The organism is Micrococcus luteus, assembly GCF_014138885.1.
GTDB classification, from domain to species: domain Bacteria; phylum Actinomycetota; class Actinomycetes; order Actinomycetales; family Micrococcaceae; genus Micrococcus; species Micrococcus luteus.
The window spans coordinates 799,119-824,203 of sequence record NZ_JACJIK010000001.1 but is presented as its reverse complement, the minus strand read 5'-3'; the positions used below and the strand labels follow the sequence as shown (position 1 = coordinate 824,203).

At 71.4% G+C, this 25,085-nt stretch carries 22 protein-coding genes, 1 tRNA gene and 1 pseudogene; 14 read left to right on the top strand and 10 right to left on the bottom strand.

What is annotated here, in order from left to right; translation table 11 throughout:
* Nucleotides 1-26: 26 nt before the first annotated feature.
* The 5 genes from HDA34_RS03725 to HDA34_RS03705 form a co-directional block, all read right to left on the bottom strand.
* Nucleotides 27-701: a DUF305 domain-containing protein gene (locus HDA34_RS03725; RefSeq protein WP_060974078.1), complete on the bottom strand. Its 675-nt coding sequence runs from the start codon at nucleotides 699-701 to the stop codon at nucleotides 27-29.
* Nucleotides 702-760: 59 nt separating this feature from the next.
* On the bottom strand, nucleotides 761-2,998 hold the full coding sequence (locus HDA34_RS03720; protein WP_060974077.1) for a copper-translocating P-type ATPase: 2,238 nt from the start codon (nucleotides 2,996-2,998) through the stop codon (nucleotides 761-763).
* A gap of 75 nt (nucleotides 2,999-3,073) precedes the next feature.
* Nucleotides 3,074-3,403 (bottom strand): heavy-metal-associated domain-containing protein, encoded by a 330-nt coding sequence (locus tag HDA34_RS03715; protein WP_060775536.1) that lies wholly within the window; start codon nucleotides 3,401-3,403, stop codon nucleotides 3,074-3,076.
* Nucleotides 3,404-3,474: 71 nt separating this feature from the next.
* On the bottom strand, nucleotides 3,475-4,644 hold the full coding sequence (locus tag HDA34_RS03710) for a sensor histidine kinase (RefSeq protein ID WP_060974076.1): 1,170 nt from the start codon (nucleotides 4,642-4,644) through the stop codon (nucleotides 3,475-3,477).
* Nucleotides 4,641-5,366 carry a response regulator transcription factor gene (locus tag HDA34_RS03705; RefSeq protein ID WP_060974075.1) on the bottom strand — a complete coding sequence of 242 codons (726 nt, stop codon included), beginning with the start codon at nucleotides 5,364-5,366 and terminating at the stop codon, nucleotides 4,641-4,643. Before HDA34_RS03705 ends, HDA34_RS03710 begins: the two co-directional genes overlap by 4 nt.
* Nucleotides 5,367-5,523: 157 nt before the next feature.
* Here HDA34_RS03705 and HDA34_RS03700 point away from each other — a divergent pair, with 157 nt between their 5' ends.
* Nucleotides 5,524-6,390: a F510_1955 family glycosylhydrolase gene (locus tag HDA34_RS03700; protein ID WP_036340675.1), complete on the top strand. Its 867-nt coding sequence runs from the start codon at nucleotides 5,524-5,526 to the stop codon at nucleotides 6,388-6,390.
* A gap of 342 nt (nucleotides 6,391-6,732) precedes the next feature.
* Here HDA34_RS03700 and HDA34_RS03695 read toward each other — a convergent pair.
* Nucleotides 6,733-7,627 (bottom strand): IS5 family transposase gene (locus tag HDA34_RS03695; protein ID WP_119217444.1). Its coding sequence is split into 2 segments (ribosomal slippage): nucleotides 6,733-7,269 and nucleotides 7,271-7,627, totalling 894 coding nucleotides; the frame shifts between segments, so codons are not numbered across the junction.
* Between the two features lie 316 nt (nucleotides 7,628-7,943).
* Between HDA34_RS03695 and HDA34_RS03690 the strand changes: the two genes are divergently transcribed.
* Together HDA34_RS03690 and HDA34_RS03685 are read left to right on the top strand one after the other, a co-directional pair.
* A complete protein-coding gene (locus tag HDA34_RS03690; protein WP_060974119.1) occupies nucleotides 7,944-9,509 on the top strand; it encodes a multicopper oxidase family protein in 1,566 nt (521 codons plus the stop codon).
* 221 nt (nucleotides 9,510-9,730) lie between these two features.
* Nucleotides 9,731-10,908 (top strand): annotated as a pseudogene (locus HDA34_RS03685) (IS3 family transposase).
* A 478-nt stretch (nucleotides 10,909-11,386) separates the two neighbouring features.
* Here HDA34_RS03685 and HDA34_RS03680 read toward each other — a convergent pair.
* On the bottom strand, nucleotides 11,387-12,232 hold the full coding sequence (locus HDA34_RS03680; protein WP_010079170.1) for an alpha/beta fold hydrolase: 846 nt from the start codon (nucleotides 12,230-12,232) through the stop codon (nucleotides 11,387-11,389).
* A gap of 87 nt (nucleotides 12,233-12,319) precedes the next feature.
* Nucleotides 12,320-13,066 carry a DUF72 domain-containing protein gene (locus HDA34_RS03675; RefSeq protein WP_044659465.1) on the bottom strand — a complete coding sequence of 249 codons (747 nt, stop codon included), beginning with the start codon at nucleotides 13,064-13,066 and terminating at the stop codon, nucleotides 12,320-12,322.
* 40 nt (nucleotides 13,067-13,106) lie between these two features.
* Between HDA34_RS03675 and HDA34_RS03670 the strand changes: the two genes are divergently transcribed.
* The 9 genes from HDA34_RS03670 to HDA34_RS03630 all read left to right on the top strand — a co-directional run bounded on the left by HDA34_RS03670 (nucleotide 13,107) and on the right by HDA34_RS03630 (nucleotide 20,660).
* Complete coding sequence (locus HDA34_RS03670) at nucleotides 13,107-13,301, top strand: AbgT family transporter (protein WP_255351321.1); 195 nt, start codon at nucleotides 13,107-13,109, stop codon at nucleotides 13,299-13,301.
* A gap of 55 nt (nucleotides 13,302-13,356) precedes the next feature.
* Nucleotides 13,357-14,313, top strand: a complete 957-nt coding sequence (gene glsA, locus HDA34_RS03665; protein WP_060974229.1) for a glutaminase A — start codon at nucleotides 13,357-13,359, stop codon at nucleotides 14,311-14,313.
* 113 nt (nucleotides 14,314-14,426) lie between these two features.
* Complete coding sequence (locus HDA34_RS03660; protein WP_036314031.1) at nucleotides 14,427-15,365, top strand: SDR family oxidoreductase; 939 nt, start codon at nucleotides 14,427-14,429, stop codon at nucleotides 15,363-15,365.
* Complete coding sequence (locus HDA34_RS03655) at nucleotides 15,362-16,432, top strand: nucleoside hydrolase (RefSeq protein ID WP_134376967.1); 1,071 nt, start codon at nucleotides 15,362-15,364, stop codon at nucleotides 16,430-16,432. The genes HDA34_RS03660 and HDA34_RS03655 overlap by 4 nt, the downstream gene beginning before the upstream one ends.
* A gap of 80 nt (nucleotides 16,433-16,512) precedes the next feature.
* On the top strand, nucleotides 16,513-17,346 hold the full coding sequence (locus HDA34_RS03650) for an aldo/keto reductase (protein WP_060973449.1): 834 nt from the start codon (nucleotides 16,513-16,515) through the stop codon (nucleotides 17,344-17,346).
* A 131-nt stretch (nucleotides 17,347-17,477) separates the two neighbouring features.
* Nucleotides 17,478-18,401 (top strand): phage holin family protein, encoded by a 924-nt coding sequence (locus HDA34_RS03645; protein WP_061866739.1) that lies wholly within the window; start codon nucleotides 17,478-17,480, stop codon nucleotides 18,399-18,401.
* 151 nt (nucleotides 18,402-18,552) lie between these two features.
* Complete coding sequence (locus HDA34_RS03640; RefSeq protein ID WP_020624488.1) at nucleotides 18,553-19,194, top strand: CDP-alcohol phosphatidyltransferase family protein; 642 nt, start codon at nucleotides 18,553-18,555, stop codon at nucleotides 19,192-19,194.
* Nucleotides 19,195-19,320: 126 nt separating this feature from the next.
* Nucleotides 19,321-20,541, top strand: a complete 1,221-nt coding sequence (locus HDA34_RS03635) for a glycosyltransferase (RefSeq protein WP_060974056.1) — start codon at nucleotides 19,321-19,323, stop codon at nucleotides 20,539-20,541.
* 45 nt (nucleotides 20,542-20,586) lie between these two features.
* A tRNA-Ile gene (locus tag HDA34_RS03630) sits at nucleotides 20,587-20,660 on the top strand.
* A gap of 61 nt (nucleotides 20,661-20,721) precedes the next feature.
* Here HDA34_RS03630 and HDA34_RS03625 read toward each other — a convergent pair.
* Nucleotides 20,722-21,606, bottom strand: coding sequence for a LysM peptidoglycan-binding domain-containing C40 family peptidase (locus HDA34_RS03625; RefSeq protein ID WP_036339471.1), 885 nt, complete (start codon nucleotides 21,604-21,606; stop codon nucleotides 20,722-20,724).
* Between the two features lie 312 nt (nucleotides 21,607-21,918).
* Between HDA34_RS03625 and HDA34_RS03620 the strand changes: the two genes are divergently transcribed.
* Entirely contained in the window at nucleotides 21,919-23,121 is a 1,203-nt protein-coding gene (locus HDA34_RS03620; protein ID WP_081097755.1) for a glycosyltransferase, read from the top strand.
* Here the strand turns inward: HDA34_RS03620 and HDA34_RS03615 are convergent.
* Complete coding sequence (locus tag HDA34_RS03615) at nucleotides 23,057-23,731, bottom strand: M23 family metallopeptidase (protein WP_060974055.1); 675 nt, start codon at nucleotides 23,729-23,731, stop codon at nucleotides 23,057-23,059. The two genes, HDA34_RS03620 and HDA34_RS03615, sit on opposite strands and share 65 nt — an antisense overlap.
* A gap of 404 nt (nucleotides 23,732-24,135) precedes the next feature.
* Here HDA34_RS03615 and rpsB point away from each other — a divergent pair, with 404 nt between their 5' ends.
* Nucleotides 24,136-25,002 (top strand): 30S ribosomal protein S2, encoded by an 867-nt coding sequence (gene rpsB / locus HDA34_RS03610; protein WP_061866738.1) that lies wholly within the window; start codon nucleotides 24,136-24,138, stop codon nucleotides 25,000-25,002.
* Nucleotides 25,003-25,085: the final 83 nt, after the last annotated feature.

Genomic DNA, 25,085 nt, shown 5'->3' with positions numbered 1-25,085 from the left:
CGGATGCCCGCAGCGGACGACGGTGCTCAGAGCTTGTCGAGCATCTGTTGCATTTCGGTGATCTCGGCCTCCTGGTCGGCGATGACCTGCTCGGCGAGCTGCACGGCCTGCGGGTTCTGGCCGTCCTCGACCTCGTCCTTGGCCATGTCCACGGCGCCCTTGTGGTGGGCGGTCATCTGCTCCAGGTACAACCGGGCGGCCTCGGTGCCCTGGGCCTGCTCCAGGGCGGCCATGTCCTCCTCGGACATCATCCCGGACATCCCGCCGTGGTCCATGCCCTCCATACCGTCCGTGTCCACGGGGTCTTGGCCCCAGGCGGTGAGCATGGCGTTCATGCGCTCGATCTCCGGGCCCTGGGCGTCGATGACCTTCTGGGCGAACGCGGCCACCTCCGCCGGGACGTCATCCTTGGCCAGCAGCATCTCGCTCATCTCAACGGCCTGCTGGTGGTGCGGGATCATCATTTGGGCGAACATCACGTCCGCGTCGTTGTGCTCGGCGGAGACCTCCTCGGCCGAACCGGTCGCCGTGGTGGACGGTGTCGCGGTGGCCGTGGCCGCAGGGGTGGCGGCGGGGGCGGAGCTGGTCGCGGTGGCCGAGGCCTCAGCGCCGGCGTTCTCGTCCTGGGCGCCGGTGCCGCAGGCGGTCAAGGTCAGGGCGGAGGCCAGGGCCAGGGCGGTCAGCGTCATGGTGCGTTTCATGGTGGGTCCTTCCACAGTGGGTTGAGGGTTCATATCAGAGTTAGCGCCAAGAGGCGCGATCAGGAGGTCGCGGGTTGAAGGGCAGCCTGCGACCGGGGGCGCTCGAGAGGAGCCAGGTGCTCCGGGTCCAGGTCGATCCGGCGCAGCAGCTGGGCGTTGAGGGCCACCACGATGGTGGAGACGGACATCAGGATCGCGCCCACCGCGGGGGAGAGCACGAACCCGATCGGGGCGAGCACGCCGGCGGCCAGCGGCACGGCGAGCACGTTGTAGCCGGTGGCCCACACCAGGTTCTGGATCATCTTGGTGTAGCTGGCCTGGGAGAGCTCGATCATCGACAGCACCGCGCGGGGGTCGTTGCTGGCCAGCACAACGCCGGCGGACTCCATGGCCACGTCGGTGCCGGCGCCGATGGCGATGCCGACCTCGGCCCGCGCCAGCGCCGGGGCGTCGTTGACGCCGTCGCCCACCATGGCCACGGACAGTCCCCGGGACTGCAACTCGGTGACCTTGGTGTCCTTGTCCTGGGGGAGGACCTCGGCGAAGACCTCGTCGATGCCCAGGTCCGCCCCGACGGCCTCGGCGACCTGGCGGGCATCGCCGGTGATCATCGCGACCTTGATGCCGCGGGCGTGCAGGGCGGCCACGGCGGCCCGGGACTCGGGGCGGACCTTGTCCTCCACGGCGACCGCGCCGATAACGGACCCCTCGCGCAGCACGTGCAACACCCCGGCCCCGCGCGCGGTCCAGGAGGCGGTGTGCTCAGTGATCTCCGCCGGCATGGTCAGGTTAAGCTCGCGCAGCATGTTCGGGCCCCCGACGAGGATCTCGGAGCCGTCCACGGTGGCGCGCACCCCGCGGCCCATGGCAGCACTGAAGTCCGTGCCGCGCTTGCGCAACGTGCTGGCCTGCGGGTGCTGCCCGGCGGCGGTGACGATGGCCCGGGCCACGGGGTGCTCGCTGTCAGCCTCGGCCGCGGCGGCCACCGCCAGCAGTTCTGCCTCGGACACGCCGGGCATCGCGGTGACGGCGGTGACGACGTGGGCGCCCTCGGTCAGGGTGCCGGTCTTGTCGAACAGGACCACGTCGATGGTGCGCATCCGCTCCAGGGCCATCCGGTCCTTGATCAGGACCCCGGACTTGGCGGCCTTCTCCGTGGAGAGGGCGATCACCAGCGGGATGGCCAGGCCCAGGGCGTGCGGGCAGGCGATGACCAGCACGGTCACGGTGCGGGTGACCGCGTCGGTGGGCTGGCCGATCGCGGTCCACACGATCGCGGTGATGATCGCCGCGACCAGGGCGAACCAGAACAGCAGGGCCGCCGCCCGGTCGGCCAACGCCTGGGCGCGGGAGGAGGATTCCTGGGCGTCAGCGACCATCCGCTGGATCCCGGCCAGGGTCGTGTCGGTCCCGACGGCGGCCACCTTCACCCGCACGGTGTTGTCGGTGGCCACGGTCCCAGCGACCACCGTGTCCCCGGCCTGGCGCAGCACAGGCTTCGACTCCCCGGTGATCATCGCCTCGTCGAACTCCGCGGCGCCCTCGAGGATGGTCCCGTCGGCCGGCACCCGGGCCCCGGCCCGCACTAGCACCACATCGCCCACGGCCAACTCGGTGATCGGCACGGTGATGGTGTCACCGTCCACGACCTTCTCGGCCTCCTCCGGCAGCAGCGCCGCCAGCGCGTCCAAGGCGGAGGAGGCCGCGCCCAGGGCGCGCATCTCCATCCAGTGGCCCAGCAGCATGATGACCACCAGCAGCGCCAGCTCCCACCAGAAGTCCAGCATCAGGTCCCCGATGCCCAGGGTCGTGACCCAGGAGGCGACGAAGGCCACCGTGATGGCCATCGCGATCAGCAGCATCATCCCGGGCTGGCGGGCGCGCAACTCGGTCAGCCCGCCCTTCAGGAAGGGCATGCCGCCATAGAGGTAGATCACGGTGCCCAGCACCGGGGCGATCCACGCCGAGCCCGGGAACTCGGGGACGTGGTAGCCCAGCAGCTGCCCGACCATGTGGCTGAAGAACACCACCGGGATGGAGAGCACCAGTGAGACCCAGAACCGGTTCTTGAACATCGCGGTGGAATGCCCGGCGTGCTGACCGTGGTCGTGGACCTGGTGCTCCTCGTCCAGGGCCGAGTGGGCGTGGCCCTGGGGCATGGCCTGCCCGTGGGTGGCCGCGTCCGCGGGGTGGTGGGCGGCATGGTCGGTGTGGTTGGCGTGGCCGGCGTGGGGGTTCGGGTCTGGGTGTTCGGCGGTCTGGTCGGTGGGGTGATCGTGGTGGTGCGGGGTGCTCATGGTGTTCCTTCTGCTCGGCGGTCTGTTCGGCGACCGGCTCGGCGGTGGGGCGCCGACCTCGAGGGGATGGGTCGGTTAGATCCGGACGCGGTAGCCGGCCGCTTCGATGGCCGTCCGCACGGAGTCCGCGGAGGCGGGCCCGGTCACGGTGACGGGGGAGGCCCCGCCGGCGACCAGTTCGACCCGGACATCGTCCACCCCGTCCAGGGCGCTCACGGCCTCGGCGACGGAGCCCACGCAGTGTCCGCAGGTCATGCCCTCCACCTGGTAGGTCGCGTCGCCGGCGCTCGTCCCGGTTGGGTCGGCACTCTGGCGCCCGGCGGGGGCGGTGGCGTCGGCGGCTGGGGCGCAGCACGAGCAGCCGTTGGTGGCCCCCGGCAGCGGGGTGCGGGCGGATTCGGTCATGACGGTCTCCTTCAGGTCTGAGGGCGGCGCCGGACGGCGCCTCTCCTCTTGGTATATACCCCCTGGGGGTATCATTCAAGGGGTGGAGCGCCGGTGTTCACGGTGGATAAACGGGTGCGCCGGTAGGTGGGCTGGTCGGGGGGCTGCTTGGTGGGCAGGTCGATGGTGAACGTCGCCCCGGCCGTGGTGGAGGTGGCGCTCAGGGTGCCGCCGTGGGTCTGGATGAGAGCTCGGGAGATGGCCAGGCCGACCCCGGAGCCGCCGTGGTCACGGTCGCGGGCGGTGTCCCCGCGGTAGAAGCGTTCGAAGACGTGCGGCAGGTGCTCGGGAGAGATCCCCTCCCCGGTGTCGGTGACGCTGAGCGTGACCCCGGACGGGCTTTGTCGGGCCTCGAGGGTGACCCGGCCCCCGGCCGGGGTGTGGCGCAGGGCGTTGGTGAGCAGGTTGCCCAGGACCTGGCCCATGCGCTGGCGGTCCACGTCCACGGCCAGGCCCGGATCGGCGTCCATGGTCAGGGCCACGCCCTTGGTGGCGTAGGCCTCCTTGTGGGCCTCGGTCGCGGCATGCAGCAGCCCGCTGACCCCTTGGGGGCTGCGGTCCAGTTCGATCCGGCCCTCCTCGGCGCGGGAGACGTCGTTGATGTCCTCCACCAGCCGGGTCAACCGGGCCAGCTGCTCGCCCATCAGCTCACCGGTGGGCTCGTCCCAGTGGGACACCCCGTCTTGCAGGGCCTCGTGGTAGACGGTCAGCACGGAGACGGGGGTGCGCAGCTCGTGGGCCAGGTCCGAGAGCATCCGTCGACGGGTGTCCTCGGTGCGCTGAAGCCGTGCGGCCATGGTGTTGAAAGACCCTGCCAGCTCCTCCACCTCGGTGCCGGCGCCCATGGCCGGCACGCGGGTGTCGTACCGTCCACCGGCCATGGCCTTGGCCGCCTGGGTCAGGGCGTTGATCGGACTCTGGATCCGGCGGGCGACATTCCAGGTCAATGCCAGACAACAGATCAAGGCCGTGGCCAGGGCCACGCCCAGGGTCCAGAAATTGGCGTCCCGGTAGGCCTGCTCCACGTGCAGCACCTGGGCTGCATCGTGTCCGGCCCCGGCCTGTTCCAGGTGCTCGTGGAACAGTGGTGGGCCGGCCAGGGAGGCCACCACCACCGCGGCCAGCACGCTGGCCCCCACCACCAGCAGCTGGGCGAGGAAGAACCGGGCCGCTAATCCTTGGTAGCGCCGCCGGCCGGTCATTGCTCCGCCATCCGGTAGCCGACCCCGCGGACGGTGTCGATATAGCGGGCCGGGTCCGCGTCGAGCTTGCGGCGCAGGTTCTTGATGTGCACGTCCACGAGCCGTTCATCGCCCACCCAGGCCGGGTCCCAGACGATATCGATCAGCTGGCGCCGGGAGAAGGCCTGGTGCGGGCGCCCCGACAAGGCGGCCAACAGGTCGAACTCCGTGCGCGTTAGTTGCACCACCTGGCCCGACACGCGGGCCTCGTGGGCGGCCAGGTCGATGACCAGGTCACCGCAGACCCGTTCCGGTTCGGGGGCTGACACCGTTGTGCGCGGCCGGCGCATGACCGCCCCCACCCGGGCGACCAGCTCCCGGACGCTGAAGGGTTTGGTGATGTAGTCATCGGCCCCCACCGCCAATCCCTCCAACCGGTGGTGCTCATGGCCGCGGGCGGTGAGCATCAGCACATAGCACTCGGAGAAGGCCCGCACCCGCCGGCACACCTCGATCCCGTCCAGCCCGGGCAGGCCCAGGTCCAGGACCATCACGTCGGGCTCGTGAACCCGGGCGGCCTGCACTGCGGCCGGGCCGGTGTGGGTGAGGGCCACCTCGTAGCCGGCCCGCTCCAGGTAGGTGGCCACCATGCGCGCCAGCGGCTTCTCGTCATCGACCACCAACACCCGGCCGGCCGCCGGACCAGTCCCAGTGTCAGTCCCAGTGCCAGTGCCAGAATTCATGGGTCCAGTCTCGCTCTGTCTCGCGCCCCGGCGGCTCAGAACGGTGCCGGGGCGGGGAATCTTCATCGAATCTTCAAGGCAAACCGCCCCATCCCGGCGCGTCACCGGCCGACAATGGTAGATAGCCCCGCCTTTTGGCCCGGGGCGGAAAGGCTCCATGACCCCCCTGACCCGCAGAACCCTGATCGCCGGCGGGCTGACCCTGCTCGGCGCTGGCACCCTCACCGCCTGCGCCGCGCCGAACCCCGCGACATCCCCGGCGGCCGGCACCGGCACGCAGGGCACCGGCACGGCCATCACCCACGTCCATGCCCTCACCCGGGACCCCGAGTCCGGTGAGGTGCTGCTGGCCACCCACCAGGGCCTGTTCCGGCTCCAGGACGGGGAGCTGACCCAGGTCGGTCCGGTCGTGGACTTCATGGGTTTCACCCTGACTCCCGAGGGCCGCTACCTGGCCTCGGGTCACCCCGCACCGCGCACCGACCTGCCCGAGCCGCTGGGCCTGGCCGAGTCCACCGACCGGGGCCAGAGCTGGACGGTGCTCTCCCGCGGCGGCGCATCCGATTTCCACGCCCTGGCCGCCGGCCCGAACGGGGTCCTCGGCTTCGATGGGCAACTGCGCGCCAGCACCGACGGCCTCACCTGGCAGAGCCTTGAGATCCCCGTCGCCCCGGCATCGCTGGCGATCTCCCCCAAAACCGGGACCGTGCTGGCCACCACCGAAACCGGCATGTTGCGCTCGACCGACCACGGCGCGACCTGGACCACCCTGGACACCCCCCAGCTGATGCACCTGGTCGCCTGGGCCGATGACACCACCGCCGTGGGCGCCGGCACCGAGGGACACCTGCTGACCAGCACCGACGCCGGCGACACCTGGACCGCCAGCGACCGCCCGGTCGGCACGGCCACCGCCCTGGGAACGGGCATCACCGACGACGGGCAGACCGAAGCACTGCTGGTCGTCGGCTCGACCGTGCTGTCCACCACGGACGGCGGGAACACCACCGAATCGCTGCTGTGACCTCCCCCCGCCGCCCCCTGTCCGGCTGGCCCGCCCTTCGAACCGTTCTGGGCACCCTCGTGTTGATCCTGGGCCTGCTCGGGATGCACGCTGGTACGGGCACCAGCGCGGCTTGGGCCGCCACCGGTACGGCCGCCGCCACAACTGTTCATCACCTCGGGCCGGGCGCCATCGGTCCGGCCGGCATGGTGCCCGAGGTCGTGCTCCCGGCCGAGCCTGCCGGGGATGAGGCAGCCGACCCCGGGTTGCCGGTCTGTGCCCTGGAGGCCGTGGACGATACCTGCGCCTCGGCCCTGACCAAGGCACCTGTCGTGTCCCACTTGGCCTCCCGGGCCCTCCTGCCTAGGGCATGTCTGACAATCGTTTGGACCATGCGATCACAGCATTCAGCACCACAGCGGACCGGTAGACGATCGCGTACTTGTCATACCGGGTCGCCAGACCCCGCCACTGCTTCAGGTGCGCGTACTGACGCTCGATGACGTTGCGGCCCTTGTAGGCGTCCGCGTCGAGGCTGACGGGGCGCCCGCCGCGGGCACCGCGCCGTCTGCGGTGGCCCTGCTGGTCGGCCGGTTCGGGGATGACCGCTTTGATCCCACGGGCACGTAGGTGGGTGCGGATCGCCCGGGAGGAGTACGCCTTATCGCCCAGCACGGCCTCGGGGCGGGTCCGGGGCCGCCCTACTGGCCGGGTCACGCGCAGCTGCGCCAGAAGAGGAAGCAGCATCGGGGAGTCCCCTGCCTGGCCGGGGGTGATCAGGCTGACCAGCGGCAGCCCGGTCCCGTCCACGAGCTGATGGATCTTCGTGCTCAGCCCGCCACGGGAGCGCCCGATGCCGTGATCGGCCGGCTCCTCACGCGGATTCTTGTAGTTCGATCCATCCCCCTGTGTGGCGGGTGATGTTCGTCGCGTGCTGGTGGGCGCGGGCGATCGTGGAGTCCACCGAGACCGACCAATCGATCAGGCCTTCGGCGTCAGCGGCGGCGGTCAGCGTGGCCAGCACCGTGTCCCATGTGCCCTCTTCAGCCAAGCGCCGATGCCAGGTCCACACGGTCTGCCAGGGCCCGTAGACCTCGGGCAGATCCCTCCAAGCGATTCCGCACCGGTACCGGTAGATGATCGCCTCCACCATGGTGCGGGCGTCGGCGAACGGCCTGCCGGCGCGGCCGGTCCGGGTCGGGAGCATCGGGGCGATCAACTCCCATTGGGTGTCAGAGAGCATCTGGAACCGGGACATGTCCCCAGGGTCTCAGCTGACTCGTGCATCTATTCTCAGACACGCCCTAGCCCCGGTGGGGGACTGACCGCACCACCCCTGCCCTGGGTTGCCCATTTCCGGCCCCCGTGGACCCTTCACTGGCTCAACTGGCCGTCAGCCGCACCTAAAGCCCCCGGCCGCGCCCCACCGGTGAGCGCAGGGTCCGCCAATACCTCCGGGTGACAGCGGCACGCAGCCCCGGTACGCCACCGGCCTCACCCAGCAACTGATCAGCCATGCCCGGCCCCGTCGCGCCCGCCTGCGACACGGGGCCGGATGACGGAAAGAAGAACCGATGACCTCCTCACTGACCACCCGCCGCACCTTCCTGGGCGCCTCCGTCGGGGCCCTGGCGCTGGCCGGGCTGGCCGCCTGCGCCGATCCCGTCATCAGCCCCCAACCGTCAGGGCGCATCCTGCCCACCGACCCGCTGGTCGCCGAGTACGAGAAACGACGCGCCGCCTCGGGCACCACCGTCACCCACCGGCTCTCCGCCGCACCCCTCGAGACCTCCCTCCAGGGTCGGGGCCTGACCACCTGGGGATACAACGACGGCCTCAACGGGCCGCTGCTGCGCGCCCAGACCGGGGACCTGCTCAAGGTCAGCGTCGCCAACGACCTGCCCGAGGACACGAGCGTGCACTGGCACGGGCTGGCCCTGCGCAACGACGCCGACGGAGTCCAGGGGGTGACCCAGGACCCCATCGCCGCCGGAGGACGCTATACGTACGGCTTCCGGCTGTCCCATCCGGGCACGTACTGGTACCACTCCCACTTCGACACCCAGCGCGAACGCGCCCTGTACGGGGCCCTGATCGTCGAGGACCCCAACGAGCCCCTCAGCTACGACCAGGAATGGGTCGTGATCCTGGACGACTGGCTCGACGGGATCACCGGAACACCGCAGGACGTCGTCGAGGAACTCTCCGCCGGGATGGACATGTCCGGCGACATGGAGGGCATGGCCGGCATGGCGGGCATGGACCACGGGTCCATGAGCCAGGACAGCTCCTCGGGCATGCCCATGAAGCACATGCTCATGGGCGCTGAGAGCGACTATCTGGGCGGGGACGCCGGCGACGTGAAGATCCCCGTGCACCTGTTCAACGGCCGCCCCCCATCCGACCCGGACACCTTCTCCAGCACCCCGGGCAACCGGATCCGCCTGCGCTTGATCAACGCGGCCGGAGACACCGCCTACCGGGTCGGGATCCCCGGCCAGGAACTGACCATCACCCACACCGACGGGTTCCCGGTCCAGCCCCGCCAGGCCGATGCCGTCGTCCTGGGGATGGGCGAACGCCTGGACGTGCTGATCACCCTCGGCGACCAGGCGGTGCCCGTACTGGCCCTGCCCGAGGGCAAGACCGGCCACGCCTACGGCATCATCGCAGCCGGTCCAAAGACCACGCTCTCCGGTCGGCTCCCACAGACCCTGGGCGGAACCGTGCTCGATGGCAGCCGACTGAAGGCACACGAATCCGTCCTGCTCCCACCCAAGGACCCGACCACGACCCACGGGGTACGCCTCACCGGATCGATGATGGAGTACGACTGGGGCATCAACGGGCGACGCTTCGACCCGGCCAACCCCTTCGAGGGCGCCTTCGAACTCCGGTTGGACGAACGCGTGCGGGTCACGATGACCAACGACACCGACATGTGGCACCCCATGCACCTGCACGGCCACACCTTCCAGCTGGCCGACCATGGCGCCCGCAAGGTCACGGTCATCATCAAACCCCGGCAAACCATCGTCTTCGACTTCGAGGCGGACAACCCGGGCCAGTGGCTAACCCACTGCCACAACGCCTACCACGCCGAGGCCGGGATGATGGGCGTCTTCTCCTACATCCACTGACCCTCCCGCCCGGCCCACACCCCTCCATCCACGGGGGCATCGCACGGTGGCCGCCCAGGAAAGAACATGCCTTTATCGCTCACCCCCACCCACCGTGCCCAGCCCGCCCGAGACCTCTGGCCCGGCACCCCCGTCCTGACCCGTAGGAGGAAAGGGTCTGCCGTGAGTTTGGTTGACATCTGATCTGTGGTCCCGGGAGGGACTGCTGGAAGGATGACCCCATGCCCGCTGCATACCCCCGAGAGTTCCGCCAGGACGTGGTCGCGATCGCCCGTAAGGGTCAGATGCCGATCGCGCAGGTCGCGAAGGACTTCGGCATCGCCGAGTCCTGCCTACGGCGCTGGCTGGCCCAGGATGATGTCGAGGCCGGGATCCGGCCCGGCATCACCAAGGCTGAGAACGAGGAGCTGAAGGCTCTCAAGCGCCGCAACCGCGAGTTGGAGATGGAGAACGAGGTCCTACGGCGTGCGGCCGCGTATCTGTCCCAGGCGAACCTGAAATTGGGTCAGTCCCCAAAATGACCTATCCCGTCGTGAAGGACCTGGCCCGCGACGGGATTGCCGTGAAACTCTCCTGCCGGGTCCTCGGGTTCTCCCGTCAGGCCTACTACCAGTGGCTGGCCGAACCTGTCAGCGAGCGGGAATGGTCCGACGCGCATGCCGCCAACGCCGTCCTCGATGCCCATGCCGATGACCCGGAGTTCGGATACCGGTTCCTGGCTGATGAGCTCCGCGGCCGTGGCCTGGCCGTGTCGGACCATCAGGTGTTGAAGGCCTGTCGGCTCGTGAAGGTCCGCTGCTGCCACTCGATCCGTCGCGGCTCGGGCAAGCGTCCTGGCCCTGCCGTTCATGATGATCTGGTTCGTCGTGAGTTCGCCGCTGAGAAGCCGAACCAGCTGTGGCTCACGGACATCTCAGAGCATTGGGCCGGGGATTCCAAGCTCTATCTCTGCGCGGTCAAGGACGTGTTCTCGAACCGGATCGTGGGCTACTCGATCAATCGGCGGATGAGCTCGCAGCTGGCCGTGGACGCCCTGCAGATGGCTCTGGGCCGGCGTGGAGGCAAGGCCGAGGTGCAGGGTTGCCGGGTGCATTCGGATCGAGGATCGCAATTTCGAGCCAGGCGGTTCGTGGAGACGCTCCGGGTCAACGGCCTGGTCGGGTCGATGGGCAGGGTCGGTGCTGCTGGGGACAACGCGGCAATGGAATCCTTCTTCGCGCTGTTGCAGAAGAACGTGCTGAACCGGCGTCGCTGGCAGTCCTTCGACCAGCTCCGGCTCGCGATCGTGAGCTGGATCGAGCGGACCTATCACCGCCGTCGTAGGCAGGCCCGTCTCGGGAAGCTCACCCCTGTCGAGTTCGAGATGGTTCAATCAGTCCAGGCGGCTGCCGCCGCCTGATAACTCGTGTCAAGCAAACTCATGGCAGACCCTTCTCACGCGCCTGAATCTCGCCGTCATGGATCGACAGCACCTCGGTCTGTGCGCCAGCCCGCTCCAGAAGCGCCGCGCAGGCTCTGACTGACCGACATCAGGAAGCACTTCACGGCTGAGGAGAAGCTCTGTCTCTGCGCGAACAAGGCCGTCGCAGGCCGCGGCGGTGCAGCCGTGGTGGCTGGGTGCCTGGTGCACGAGGACCGGGGCTCGCAGTTCCGATCTGGCCTATTTCAGGACGCGCGCACCCGTCATGGGCCGATCGGCTTCGTACTCGACGTCCTGACGCGCGGTTCTGCCGGCCGGTCGGCCTGATCCCGCGCTCCGGGTGATCACGGCGTCGGATCGAGCCTGACAGGTCAGCGTCGGCGCCGTGGTGGATGGCATGCACCACCCCCACGAGCGCCGTGTCGCGTTCAGCACTCTGGTGGGCCTACCTGCCCCCTCACTCCGCCAGGAATTCCAGCAGGATCCGGTTGAACTCCTCGGAGTGGCTGATGCTGAAGCCGTGCGGGGCATCCTTGACGAGTTCGACGCGGCTGCCGTCGATCGCCTTGTGCGTCCGCTTGCCGGAGCCCTTGAACGGCACGATCTGGTCGGCGTCGCCGTGCAGGACCAGGGCCGGCACGGTCACTGCCGGCAGGTCGCGGCGGAAGTCGGTGGCCCCGAACGCGTCCATGCAGGCCAGCGCCGCCGTCTGGTCGGACTGCAGCGCCATCCGGATGGCCTCCTGGCGCTGCTCCTCGGTGACCTTGAGGCTGCTGGTCAGGCCGGCCAGCTTGGGGGTGGAGAAGAACGTCGTCGTGAAGTCGTCGAAGAACGACTCGCGGTCCTTCTCGAGACCCGCGCGCATCTCGGCGGCCTGCTTCTCGGTCAGCGGGCCGTCGGGGTTGTCGTCGGTCTTCAGCAGGTACGGGGGCACCGCGCCGGCGAACACCACCGAGTGGATCCGGTCCGCGCCGAACCGGGACATGTAGCGCGCCACCTCGCCACCGCCCATCGAGAAGCCCACGAGCGTCACGTCACGCAGGTCGAGCTCGGTGAGCAGACCGTGCAGGTCGGCGGTCATCGTGTCGTAGTCGTACCCGCCGGCGGGCTTCTCCGAGGCACCGAAGCCCCGCCGGTCATAGGTGATCACGCGGTAGTGCGGGGACAGGGCTGCGACCTGGTCCTTCCACGAGTCGAGGGTCAGCGGCCAGCCGTGGATGAGGACCACGGGACGCCCGTGGCCGGCCTCCTCCACGTTCAGTCCGATCGTGCCGTGGTCCGTGGGGATCTGCATGAGGGTCATGTGCGTCTGCCTTCCTGTGCTCTCGGGGGACGACGGCGGCGCTCGGCCGCCGCTTCCTCCTCACGCTAGGCACGCGCTCGGCACGTGTCAGGCTTCGGTCTCCGCCATCCTGCGCAGCGTCAGCGCGTTGAACGCGGCGTGGCCGTGGTTGTCGTTGTTGAAGTAGACGTAGGCGGGGCGCGCGCCCGCCGCGTCCGCGCCGGTCAGCTCCCGCAGCCGCTTCACCCAGGGGGAGAGCTCGGCGTCGGAGAACGAGCCGCCGTAGCGCCAGTCCGGGTCCGCGTTGTGGAAGCGCACGTAGGCGAGGCGCCCGGTCGCGCGCAGCACCGGCTCCCGCCCGGCGATCACCGAGACCACGAACCCCGCCCCGTGCCGGTCGAGGAGGTCGAACACGTCCTCGTCCAGCCAGGACTCGTGCTGGACCTCCACCGCCACGCGCACCCGCTCGGGCAGCAGGCCGAGGAACCCGGCGAGTCGGTCGTCGTCGCGGTGCAGGTTGGCCGGCAGCTGCAGCAGCAGCGGCCCGGCGTGGTCACCGAGCAGGTCCAGCGTGTGCACGATGCGCTCCACCCAGTCCTGCGGCTCGTTGAGCTTGCGGTAGTGGGTCAGGTAGCGGGAGGCCTTGACGGCCATCTCGAAGCCGGCGGGCAGGCGCTCGCGCCAGGCCTCGACGGTGCTGTCCGCCGGCCAGCGGTAGTGGGAGCCGTTGAGCTCGACCGTCCGGAATCGCTCCGTGTAGTGGTCGAGCTGATCGGCGATCCGCAGCCCCTGCGGGTAGAAGGTCCCGCGCCAGTGCCTGTAGGTCCAGCCGGAGGTCCCGATCCGCACGTCCATCCCCCGACGATAGCCCCGGCACGGGTTCCCGGGTCTTGCCTTGACCCGCCGCGGCAGGCGTAGCGTCCCGCTGATCATCGCGGTGGCTCAGAGGTACGACCGGAAGATGGGCATCGGCTCCCTGATCGCCACGATGCTCCCGTCCTCGATCGCCTTCCTGCCCGCGTGCACCGGCATGGTCATCGGCTGGATGCGGCTGGACCTGCCGATGGGCCCGAATGCCCCGGTCCAGTGAACGCCGTGACCGGCCCGGCGCCCGCCCGCCTGCCCGTCCACTACTGTGACCAGGAATGGACACGACGCGATTCGACGACGACCTGCGCGCGATGCTCGACGAGGTGGAGTCCGACCGCCGCGGCGAGCCCTCCGACTACCTCGAGGACGTCGCCGGCCAGCATGTGGACGGCCTCGCCGTGGCGGTGTGCACGGTGGACGGCCACCAGGCCGCCGCCGGGGAGACCGAGCACGCCTTCGCGCTGCAGTCGGTCTCCAAGGCCCTCACCTACGCGGTGGTGCTGCAGGAGATCGGCCTGGACCACGTGCTGGAGCACGTGGGCGTCGAGCCCTCCGGTGAGTCGTTCAACCACCTGTCCCTGCACGACGACGGCCGGCCGTGCAACCCGCTGATCAACGCCGGCGCCATCCTGGTCCACTCCCTCCTGCCCGCCGGGGACGAGGACGAGCGGACGGCCCTGCTGCTGCGCCGCTACAGCGCGCTGGCCGGCGTCGAGCTGGAGGTCAGCGAGGACGTCCTCGACGCCGAGCGCACCCGCGCCGACCGCAACCTGGGCCTGGCCCACCTGCTCGCCGACGCCGGCCGGCTGCCCATCTCGGCCCGCGAGGCCGTGGCCGGGTACCTCGCGCAGTGCTCGGTCCTGGTCACCGCACCCCAGCTGGCCGTCATGGGCGCCACCCTCGCCGCTGGCGGCACGAACCCCGTGACAGGGGAGCGGGTGCTGGACGAGTGGGTAGCGCAGCAGGCGATGTCCGTGATGCTCACCTGCGGCATGTACGACGCCAGCGGCCAGTGGGTGGCCGAGGTCGGCGTGCCCGCGAAGTCCGGCGTCTCGGGCGCGCTGCTCGGCGCCGTGCCCGGGGCCCTGGGCATCGCCACGTGGTCGCCGCGCCTGGACGAGCAAGGTAACTCCCGGCGTGGCATCGGGTTGTTCGAGGGGCTCAGCGCACGCTGGGACCTGCACGTGCTCCAGCACCGTGGCGCCCTGCGCGGCCTCAGCGGGCCCCGCTGACCCCGCGTTGACGCCTAGCCGCCGCGGCGCCGTCGTCGCGTGGGCCACGCCGCCGACGACGCCGCGCCCCGTCCCTTGTCACCCTCTGGCGCTCGCCTCGTAGCATCGGGCCCATGACCACTCCAGAGAAGAAGGACGACGCCCCCGCGATCCCCGTGCGGGACTCGCAGCTGGCCCACGACGACCCGCGCACCCGCCACCCGAAGCTCCGCGTCGCCAAGCAGCGCCAGCCCGAGCCGGGCCTGGACGTGAAGACGGATCCCGTCCCGGACATCGGTCTGGACTCGTACCGGGGGATGGGCCGGCTGACCGGCCGCAAGGCCCTGATCACCGGCGGCGACTCCGGCATCGGTGCCGCGGTCGCCATCGCCTACGCCCGTGAGGGCGCGGACGTCGCCATCGCCTACCTGCCTCAGGAGCAGCCCGACGCCGACCGCGTCCTGGCGGCGATCGAGGCGGCCGGGCGCACCGCCGTCGCGTTGCCGGGCGACCTGATGGACGCCGACTACCGTGCCTCCCTCGTGGACGAGGCCGCGCAGCGCCTCGGCGGCCTGGACATCCTCGTGAACAACGCGGGCAAGCAGTTCATCTCCGATGACCTGACCGATCTCACCGACGAGCAGGTCCACGAGACGTTCCAGATCAACATCATGTCCATGTTCACGCTCAGCCGCGCCGCGCTGAAGCACATGGGCCCGGGCAGCACGATCGTGAACACCACCTCGGTGCAGGCCTACAACCCCAACCCGAGGCTCCTCGACTACGCGGCCACCAAGGGCGCCATCAACAACTTCACCAAGGGCCTGGCCGAGCAGCTCGGCCCGAAGGGCATCCGTGTCAACGCGGTGGCGCCCGGGCCCATCTGGACGGTGCAGCACGTGTCCTACGGTGAGCCCGAGGAGAAGCTGCCCGAGTTCGGCCACAGCACCCCCATCGGCCGCGCCGGCCAGCCCGTGGAGATGGCGCCCGCCTACGTGTTCCTTGCCTCGGGCGAGTCCAGCTACGTCAACGGCGAGACCCTCAACGCCAACGGCGGCACGCCCACCCCGTGACCGCCCGCCTCCTCGCCGACGTCGACACCGGCATCGACGATGCCTGCGCCCTGCTTTACCTCGTGGGCGCCCACCGCCTCGGCGCCGGTCCCGAGCTCGCGGCCGTCACCACCACGGGCGGCAACGCGACCGCCCGGGACTGCGCCCTCAACACCGCCGCGGTGCTGGACCTGGCCGGTCGGGCCGACGTCGAGGTGGCCGTCGGTGCCGAGACCCCGCTGCGCCGCCCTGCGGTCACCACCCCGGAGACCCACGGCGACGGCGGTCTCGGCCATGCCCGGATCGTTCGGCGCCCCGAGCGGCTCTCGTCCCGGCCCGCCGTGGACGTGTGGCTGGACGAGCTGCGGGCCCACCCCGGGGAGACGACGATCCTCTGCACCGCGCCGCTGACGAACCTGGCCCTCGCTCTGCGCGCCGAGCCGCGCCTGCCGTTCCTCGCCCGCGGCATCGTGATCATGGGCGGCTCCTTCTATCATCCGGGCAACACCACGCCCACCGCCGAGTGGAACACCTGGGTGGACCCGGACGTCGCGAAGGAGGTGTTCACGGCCTTCGAGGGCCTGCCCGAGGATCGCCTGCCGGTGGTCTGCGCGCTCGAGACCACGGAGCGGATCGAGTACACGCCGGCCCTGCTGGACGGCCTCCTGGCCGACGCCGGGGCCCACCCCGTCGGCTGGTCCGCGGACCGACCGCGGGTCGCCGGGCCGGACGCCGCCACCGGCAGCCCCGTCCTGGACGTGCTCGCCGACGCGCTGCGCTTCTACTTCGAGTTCCACCACGACTACGACCAGGGCTACATCGCCCACCTGCACGACCTCTTCGCCGCCCAGGTGGCCGCGGGCCAGGCCCGCATCGCCACGCGGGCCACCGTCGTCGACGTCGAGGCGGACTCGGAGCTGCTGCGCGGCACGACCGTCCACGACACGCGGGACATCTGGGGCAGGCGCCCCAACGCCCGGCTCGTCACGGCCAATGACCCCGCTGAGGTGTTCGCGGCCTTCGCCCGCGCGGTGGGCGCCGTCGTCGCGGGGGAGCGGACGTCCGACGGCGGCGCCCCGGCCCGGTGACCGCCGTCGGGAATGCCGGCCGCCCGCGCGCGGTTGCATCCGACGCATCCGCCCGACCCCGACCTTGCAGGAGCTCCCTCATGACCAGTGTGCCCACCGTCCCCTTCCACGACGGCCAGCAGATCCCGCAGCTCGGGCTCGGCGTGTGGCAGGTCGAGGACGACGTCGCCGCCGACGTCGTCGAGCAGGCGATCCGCGCCGGCTACCGCCACATCGACACCGCCGCGATCTACGGGAACGAGGAGGGCGTGGGCCGCGGCATCGCCGCGTCCGGTGTCGCCCGCGAGGAGCTGTTCCTCACCACCAAGGTGTGGAACTCGGACCAGGGCTACGAGGAGGCGCTCGCCGCCCTCGACGCCTCGCTCGACAAGCTCGGCACCGACTACGTCGACCTCTACCTCATCCACTGGGCCAAGCCTGCGCAGGGGAAGTACGTGGACACCTGGAAGGCCCTGATCGAGGCGCAGAAGCAGGGCAAGGTGCGCTCGATCGGCGTCTCCAACTTCCCGGCCGCCCAGCTCGAGGAGATCATCGAGGCCACCGGTGTGGTGCCCGCGATCCACCAGGTCGAGACCCACCCGTACTGGCAGCAGCGCGAGCTGCGCGAGGTCGAGGGCCGCCACGGCATCGTCCACGAGTCCTGGTCCCCGCTCGGTCAGGGCGGCGACCTCCTCGCCGATCCCGTGGTCACGGAGATCGCCGAGGTCCGCGGCGCGACGCCGGCCCAGGTGGTCATCGCGTGGCACCTCGCCCAGGGCTTCGTGGTCATCCCCAAGTCCGTGACGCCCGAGCGCATCGTCTCGAACCTCGAGGCCGCGGGGGTGGAGCTGACCGCCGACGACGTCGCCCGGATCGACGCCCTCGACCGCGAGGACGGCCGCCTCGGCCCCGACCCGGCGGTCATCGACTTCTGATCCAGCCGCCACCGCGCGCACCCGGCCCGTCCCCCTGGGGGCGGGCCGGTGATAGCTTTGCTCGAGAATGCCCGGTGGCCGCCGCGCCGCCCGGGCGCATCTGTCCAGGCACTCCACGGAAGGCATGCACCATGTCCCACCAGGCTCCCCCCGCCGATGCGTCGAAGGCCCGCGCGCCGCGGACCGCCGTCCCGGTGACCCCGCAGACCCGCGCGAGCTCGCTGACCGACCTGCTCGGCGCCGTCGTGCGCCTGTTGCCCCTGCAGATGAAGGACGAGCTCGCGCTCGCCAAGGGACACGTGGCCGCGAAGGGCAAGAAGGCCGGCATCGGCGCCGGCGTCGCGGTGGTGGGCCTGTTCTTCCTCGCGCTCATGGTGGTCGCCCTCGTGGTGACGTTGGTCGGCGCCTTCGCCGACCCGAGCTTCTGGTTCCCGGCGCTCATGGTGGCGCTCGCGTTTCTCGTGCTCGGCCTGATCTTCGCCGGCGTCGGCCTCGTGATGGTCAAGGGCGCCATGCCGCTCGTGCCGCAGGAGACCGTGCGCAACCTCGAGTACGACCTCGGCTACCTCAAGGAGGGCAACGCCTTCGACCCGGCCGAGTACGACCGCCTCAAGGCGGAGCGCGCCGAGGCCAAGCGTGTCGAGGCCGCCCGTGAGGCCGAGCGGAAGAAGGTGGAGAAGGAGGAGAACAAGAAGGCCCGCAAGAACGGCGAGGCCGCTCCCCACCCGGACCGCGACGACGCCACCGAGGCCGAGATCCGTCGCCGTGCCGACCTGCGCCGCCGCCACCTGGGCGACATCCGCTCCGGCCTGGACGAGAAGACCAACGTGAAGGGCCAGCTCGCGGCCTTCGCCGCCCAGCGCAAGGGTCGCGGCGTCACCCCCGAGACCACGCACGCCACCGAGCAGACCGCGCCGTTCACCGGTGCCGCCCGCGCGGGGGAGCGGACCGCCGAGGCCGAGGACTACGTGAAGGACCACTGGCAGCCGCTCGCGCTGCTCGGCGCCTCCTCCGCCGCGTTCGTGGCGCTCGCCGGCCGCCTGCGCCGCCGCTGACCCGGGGGCGCCCGCCCTCCCCAGCCCCCGAGGCCCCGATCCCCACGGATCGGGGCCTCGTCGTCTGCGGGCAGGGGCGACGGCGTCGGTAGGCTGGGCGTGTGGGGCGCCCGGCGGGGGCGTCCGCCCGCGGACCCTGGAGGAGCGACCCATGCGTGTGATCGACGTCGGCCTGCGCGAGGGCCACGAGTACCGCGTCCGCGACACCTGGCTGACCGTGCCGAACCTCATCACCCTGGCCCGCTTCGCCCTGGTCCCGGTGTTCGTGTGGCTCACCGTCGACGGCCGGCACCTGGACGCGTTCGTGATCCTGGCGGTGCTCTCCGGCACGGACTGGGTGGACGGCTACGTGGCGCGCCGGTTCGACATGATCTCCACGGTCGGGCGGTGGCTCGACCCGGTGGCGGACCGCCTCTCCCTGCTGGTGGTGGCCGTGACGTTCGTGGCCACCGGCATCGCCCCGCTCTGGCTCGCCCTGGCCATCGCGATCCCGGACCTCGTGCTCGCCGCCGTGTGCCTGTGGCTGTTCGGCGGCAGCCCGGATCTGCCGGTCACGGTCCTGGGCAAGGTGCGCACCGCGCTGCTGCTGGTGGGCACGCCCCTGCTGCTGCTCGCCCGTGTGCCGGGGGTCGACGGCGGCCCGTGGAGCGGCGTGGCCCTGGCTCTGGTCGGCGCCGGTTGCCTGCTGCACATCCTCGCCGCGGGGGACTACCTCGTGCGCGCGGTGGGCAAGGCCCGCGGCCTGCGGGCGGACGGTCAGGACCCGCGCGAGCACCCGTCCCGCCGGGGCTGACCCCCTCGCGCATCCTCGTGCCGGCGCCGACGGTTGCTACCGTGGGACGCGCGCCGTGCCCGCGGCCGATCCTCACGGCACGGGCCGGGCGCCGTCGTGCCATCGCCACCACAGAGAGGGACCGCCGTGTCCGACCGTCCCGGGATCGCCGCCGACCGCCCCCTGAAGGTGCTGATCGCCGCAGACACCTATCCGCCGCACGTCAACGGGGCCGCCACCTTCGGCCACCGCCTCGCCACGGCGCTGCACGCGCGCGGCCACGAGGTCCACGTCGTGATGCCGCGCAGTGACGCCGGCCCGGACACCGTGGAGCACCGGCCGGAGGCCACCGTGCACCTGCTGCGCTCCCTGCCGGCGCCGACGCACGAGTACTACCGTGTGGTGCTCCCGCGGCATGCCAAGATCTCCTTCCGCCGCATCTACCGCGAGGTCCAGCCGGACGTCGTGCACGCCCAGTGCCACTACATGATCGGCGAGGCCGCCATCAACGAGGCCGAGCGGCGCCGCATCCGGATCGTCTCCACGAACCACTTCATGCCGGAGAACCTCGAGCCGTTCCTGCCGTTCCCGCAGTGGTTCCTGGACACCGTCTCCCGGGTGTCGTGGAAGGACATGGGTCGACTCATGGGCAAGGGCGCGGTGGTCACCACCCCCACGGCCCTCGCCGCGCAGGCCATGGCCGAGCACGCCGGCCTGGACAACGTTCTCCCGGTCTCCAACGGCATCGACGCGAGCGCCTACGAGCTGCAGCCGGGGGAGAGGGTGGACCATCCCGGCCATCCGGTCGTGCTCTTCGTGGGGCGGCTGGCCGTGGAGAAGAACGTGGAGGTGCTGATCCGTGCGATCGCGCACCTGGCCCGCACCCGCCCCGACCTGGACGTGCACGCCGAGATCGTCGGCGACGGCGAGCAGCGCGACCGCATCCGTGCCACGGTGGACGAGGAGGGGGTGGCCGACCGCGTCCTGCTGCGCGGCCACGTCTCCGAGGAGGAGCTGCGGGCGGCCTACCTGCGCGCCGACGTGTTCTGCCAGCCGGGCACGGCGGAGCTGCAGTCCCTCGTGACCCTCGAGGCGCTCAGCGCGTCCACCCCGGTGGTCCTCGCGGACGCCCTCGCGTTGCCCCACCTCGTGGACGAGGGCGTCAACGGCCACCTCTTCCCGCCCGGGGACCACGTGGCCCTGGCCGATCGGATCGCCCGGATCCTCGACCTCTCGGACGCGGACCGCGCCGCCATGGGCGAGGCGTCCCACGCGAAGGCCCTGCATCATTCCGCCCAGAAGACGGTGGACATCTTCGAGCGCCTCTACCGCGGCGCGACGGCCGCCGAGGTCCGCGCGATGCTCTGAGACCCGTCGGTAGGATGGGCGGGTCCCGCGCGATGCCGCGGGGGAGGGGCGTTAGCTCAGTCGGTCAGAGCAGGGGACTCATAATCCCTGGGTCGCGGGTTCAAGTCCCGCACGCCCTACAGAAAACGGCCCCCGGCCGCGCGGTATGGCGCGGGCCGGGGGCCGTCGTCGTGCCGGTGCTCAGTAGCGGGCGGCCACCGCGAGCATGTCGGACTTCATGATCGTCGTGGAGGTGAACACTAGGCCCGCGTCCTCGTTGAGGGCGTGGGCGAGCTGGCCGCCGCCCATGTACATGGCCGTGTGGTAGATGCGGCCGGTGGACTGGTTCGCATAGAACACGAGGTCGCCGGGCTGGGCCTGGGAGATCGGCACGTAGGACTTCGCGGCGAGGTACTGGTCGCCGGCGCGGCGCGGGATGGAGATGCCGGCCCGGGCCATGGCCTGCTGGGTGAGGCCGGAGCAGTCGAAGCCGGAGGGGCCGTTGCCGCCCCACACGTAATAGGAGGACGGGTTCCGGACGGCGGAGCGCACGTAGTCGACGGCAGCCTGCTTGGACGCGGGCGCCGGCGCAGGGGCGACGGCGGGGGCGCTGGAGGTGGAGACCGAGGTGGTCTTCAGGACCATCCCCGGGTGGAGCATGGTCGAGGAGCTCATGCCGTTGATGGACTGCAGGATCGAGGCGGACACCCCCGTGCGGTAGGAGATGATCCACCAGCCGTCGCCGGCCAGCACGGTGTAGGTCGAGCCCGAGGTGGACGGCGCCGGGGCCGGGGTCGGGGTGGCAGTGCCGGAGGTCTTGAGGACCATGCCGGGATGCAGCACGGTCGCGGCGGTCATGCCGTTGAGCGACTGCAACCTGGACATGGAGACGCCGGTGCGCTGGGCGATGATCCACCAGCCGTCGCCGGAGCGGACGGTGTAGGCGGTCTCGGCGGCCTGGGCGGTCTCGGCGACGGACACGGTGCCGACGCCGGTCAGGGCGGCGGCGCCCAGGGCGAGGGCCACGGAGGCGGCGGCGGTGCGGGGGGCGCGACGCACAGCGGCGTGCGAGGAGGTCACGGACATCGGATCTTCTTCCCGGACAGGACCTGCGGCCCGTGAGGGCGGTGCCTCCGGGCGATGCCCGGAACGAGGCCGGACCGCGGGTGCGAGTTGACGAGCAGTGCGGATGACCGGGTACGCGAGGACGCGGAGGAAGCCCCGGTGTGGCGGATCGGCTGTAACCGATCCGTGATCAAGATACACGATCGTTATCGAAACGCAATCAGAAATTCGGATGACGTCCAGGTGGCCGATCGGCGCTCGACGCGCCCCGGTCGGCACCTACCGTGCGCGGCTGTCCCCGCCCCTCTCCGGCGCGGCGCTAGCGTGGTGCGGGTGAGCCCCTCCCGCCCCCTGCGCCTGCTGATGGACGCCCGCTACACCCGCACCGACTTCCACGACGGCATCTCCCGCTACGGCGCGAGCCTCATCGAGGCGGTCGCCCGCCGGACCGACGCGCCGGGCCCGGAGGGGGCCGACGTCGAGGTCGAAGTCGCGATGCTGATCTCGGACGAACGACAGCTGGCCCTGCTCCCGGACGGCGTGCCGTGGCACCTCGTCTCCGGCCCCACCTCCCCACGCGAGCCGTTCGTGGCCCGTCAGGTCGCGCGCCTGCGACCGGACGTCGTCTTCTCGCCCATGCAGACCATGGGGTCGTGGGGGCGGGACTACGCGCTGATCCTCACGCTCCACGACCTCATCTACTACGAGCACCGCACCCCGCCGCGGAACCTGCCCGAGCCGATCCGCTGGCTGTGGCGGGCCTACCACCTGACCAAGACCCCGCAGCGGCTCCTGCTCGACCGCGCGGACGCGGTCGCCACGGTCTCCCGGACGACGGCGGAGCTCATCGACCGGCACCGCCTCACCCGGCGTCCGGTCCACGTCATCGCCAATGCGGCGCAGACGGTACCGGAGCCGCGTGACCCGGACGAGACCCCGGACCGCACGCTGCTCTACATGGGCTCGTTCATGGACTACAAGGACGTCGAGTCCCTCGTGGCGGCCGCGCCCCTGCTGCCGGGCTACGCGCTGCACCTGCTCTCCCGCATCAGCCCGGAGCGCCGCGGGCAGCTCGAGGCCCGGCTGGCCGCGCGCCGCGCCGGCGCAGGGGCCGCCGGCGCGGACGTGGTCTTCCACGACGGCACCGACGAGGCCGAGTACGTGCGCCTGCTCCGCCGGGCCACCGCGGCCGTCACCCTCTCCCGCGCCGAGGGCTTCGGCCTGCCCGTGGCCGAGGCGATGGCCCATGGCACGCCGGTGGTGTGCTCGGACCTGCCGATCTTCCGCGAGATCGCCGGCGCGGGCACCCCGTCCTTCCGGGGTGTCCCGCTCGAGGGGGACCGGGCGGCCGCGCTCGCGGCCCGCGTGCGGGAGCTCGAGGACCCCGCCGAGTTCGCCGCGGCCTCCCGGGCGAGCGTCGCCCAGGCGGCCCGGTTCAGCTGGGACGAGTCCGCCCGCCGGCTTCTGGACCTCACGGCCGCGCTGGGTGTGGCGCGGCGTGCGGCCAGAGCACGGACGGGCCGCTCCAGCCGATGAGCACCAGCGGGTCGAGGTAGCGGTCGAAGGCCGCGTCCCCCACCCGCCAGCCATCGGGCTCCCGCACGCCCCAGTGCACGCACGCCCGCGGGCAGTGGGGTGGCGCCCCGGCCAGTCGCCCCACGGGGTCGCCCGCGTCGACGACGGCCCCCACCGCGACGTCGGCCTCCACCGGCTCGAGGGAGCTGCGGGTCCCGTTCGCGTGCTCGAGGGTCAGCACGGGGCGGTCGACCACGACCCCGGCGAACACGACCCGGCCCGCCGCCGGCGCCTGGATCGGAGCCCCGGTCTGCACGGCGAGGTCCACGCCCCGGTGCCCCCGACTCCACGGTCGCTCGGGTGCGACGAACGCGCGGAGCACGTCATCCGGGGCGGCGCCGGCGACGGGCGGGTGCCACGCGACCGGCGCGGCCGTCGCGCCCGGACCTGCCGGGGACGCCGCGACGAGGAGCAGCGCGTCGCGCGTGGACGGTGCGGGCGTGGCCCGGGACACGGGGCCGAGGTCGCCCATCCCCAGGGCGAGGACGAGCCAGGCGAGCAGGGCTGCCGCGACGCACCCCGCGATGCGCGGACGCGGGAGCGGACGGGGGAGGAGCGTGCGAGGGGTCATGGCGTCAGCCTGGCGTCCCGGGCGGCCGCGTGGCGGGCCCGCAGTCCCATCGTGGAGAGCGCCCGCCGCACCGGCCCCTGTGCAGGAGTCGGCGATGGGAGCGGTCGCCCACCTGGGGTAGGATTCACCTCAGCGGTGTCCTGTGGCCGGCCCTGTGCTGTGCCCCGGACGCCGACTCCGCGCATCGCGGTGGGTCGCTTCAGCGGCCCAGCCCCCACGCTCGGTCCCGTCCCCGCCGTCCTCCTGGAGAGGACGTCGGCGCGGGTGCTCGTGGGGCCCGGCAGCCCGCCGTCGTGATGCCAGGGGCCGCCCGACCGGGCCGGCCGCCAACCGTCAAGAAATCGACCGGCAGACCGCCCGCGCGTGAAGCGCGGGGTGCCACGGCTGCCACAGAAGGGAACGTCATGCCCGTCGTGACCATGCGCCAGCTCCTCGACTCCGGTGTCCACTTCGGCCACCAGACCCGCCGCTGGAACCCCAAGATGAAGCGCTTCATCTTCACCGAGCGCAACGGCATCTACATCATCGATCTCCAGCAGTCGCTGTCCTACATCGACCGCGCCTACGAGTTCGTCAAGGAGACCGTCGCCCACGGCGGCACCATCCTGTTCGTCGGCACCAAGAAGCAGGCCCAGGAGGCCATCGCGGAGCAGGCCGGCCGCGTGGGCATGCCCTACGTGAACCACCGCTGGCTCGGCGGCATGCTGACCAACTTCTCCACCGTCTCCAAGCGCGTGCAGCGCATGAAGGAGCTCGAGGAGATCGACTTCGAGGACGTGGCCGGCTCGCAGTTCACCAAGAAGGAACTGCTGCTGCTCAACCGTGAGCTCGAGAAGCTGCAGGCCAACCTCGGCGGCATCCGCAACATGGCCAAGACCCCCTCCGCCGTGTGGGTCGTGGACACCAAGAAGGAGCACCTGGCCGTCGACGAGGCCCAGAAGCTCGGCATCCCGGTCGTCGCCATCCTGGACACCAACTGCGATCCGGACGAGGTCGCCTACCCGATCCCGGGCAACGACGACGCCATCCGCTCCGTGAACCTGCTGACCCGCGTGGTCGCGGACGCCGTCGCCGAGGGCCTGATCGCCCGTCAGGGCGGCAAGTCCGGCCAGGCGGCCGCCGAGCCGATGGCCGAGTGGGAGCGCGAGCTGCTCGAGCAGCACAACGCCCAGCAGGCCGAGCAGGCTGAGCAGGCCGAGGCCCCCGCCGCCGAGGCGCCGGCCGAGCAGGCCGAGGCCCCCGCCGCCGAGGCCGCCCCGCAGGGCGAGTGATCCCGGCCGGTCCGTCCGCCCGGCCCCACCCGGCCGGGCCGACGGGCCGGTTCAGACCCCGAACATCCCGCACAACCCACACC

What these genes read in the sequence shown, in the direction of transcription:
- HDA34_RS03705 (WP_060974075.1), bottom strand. Translation starts at nt 5,366, where the DNA reads ATGAATTCTGGCACTGGCACTGGGACTGACACTGGGACTGGTCCGGCG.
- glsA (WP_060974229.1), top strand. Translation starts at nt 13,357, where the DNA reads ATGGACACGACGCGATTCGACGACGACCTGCGCGCGATGCTCGACGAG.
- HDA34_RS03725 (WP_060974078.1), bottom strand. Translation starts at nt 701, where the DNA reads ATGAAACGCACCATGACGCTGACCGCCCTGGCCCTGGCCTCCGCCCTG.
- HDA34_RS03715 (WP_060775536.1), bottom strand. Translation starts at nt 3,403, where the DNA reads ATGACCGAATCCGCCCGCACCCCGCTGCCGGGGGCCACCAACGGCTGC.
- HDA34_RS03680 (WP_010079170.1), bottom strand. Translation starts at nt 12,232, where the DNA reads ATGACCCTCATGCAGATCCCCACGGACCACGGCACGATCGGACTGAAC.
- HDA34_RS03690 (WP_060974119.1), top strand. Translation starts at nt 7,944, where the DNA reads ATGACCTCCTCACTGACCACCCGCCGCACCTTCCTGGGCGCCTCCGTC.
- HDA34_RS03640 (WP_020624488.1), top strand. Translation starts at nt 18,553, where the DNA reads ATGCGTGTGATCGACGTCGGCCTGCGCGAGGGCCACGAGTACCGCGTC.
- HDA34_RS03625 (WP_036339471.1), bottom strand. Translation starts at nt 21,606, where the DNA reads ATGTCCGTGACCTCCTCGCACGCCGCTGTGCGTCGCGCCCCCCGCACC.
- HDA34_RS03615 (WP_060974055.1), bottom strand. Translation starts at nt 23,731, where the DNA reads ATGACCCCTCGCACGCTCCTCCCCCGTCCGCTCCCGCGTCCGCGCATC.
- HDA34_RS03710 (WP_060974076.1), bottom strand. Translation starts at nt 4,644, where the DNA reads ATGACCGGCCGGCGGCGCTACCAAGGATTAGCGGCCCGGTTCTTCCTC.
- HDA34_RS03720 (WP_060974077.1), bottom strand. Translation starts at nt 2,998, where the DNA reads ATGAGCACCCCGCACCACCACGATCACCCCACCGACCAGACCGCCGAA.
- HDA34_RS03700 (WP_036340675.1), top strand. Translation starts at nt 5,524, where the DNA reads ATGACCCCCCTGACCCGCAGAACCCTGATCGCCGGCGGGCTGACCCTG.
- HDA34_RS03675 (WP_044659465.1), bottom strand. Translation starts at nt 13,066, where the DNA reads ATGGACGTGCGGATCGGGACCTCCGGCTGGACCTACAGGCACTGGCGC.
- HDA34_RS03645 (WP_061866739.1), top strand. Translation starts at nt 17,478, where the DNA reads ATGTCCCACCAGGCTCCCCCCGCCGATGCGTCGAAGGCCCGCGCGCCG.
- rpsB (WP_061866738.1), top strand. Translation starts at nt 24,136, where the DNA reads ATGCCCGTCGTGACCATGCGCCAGCTCCTCGACTCCGGTGTCCACTTC.
- HDA34_RS03650 (WP_060973449.1), top strand. Translation starts at nt 16,513, where the DNA reads ATGACCAGTGTGCCCACCGTCCCCTTCCACGACGGCCAGCAGATCCCG.
- HDA34_RS03660 (WP_036314031.1), top strand. Translation starts at nt 14,427, where the DNA reads ATGACCACTCCAGAGAAGAAGGACGACGCCCCCGCGATCCCCGTGCGG.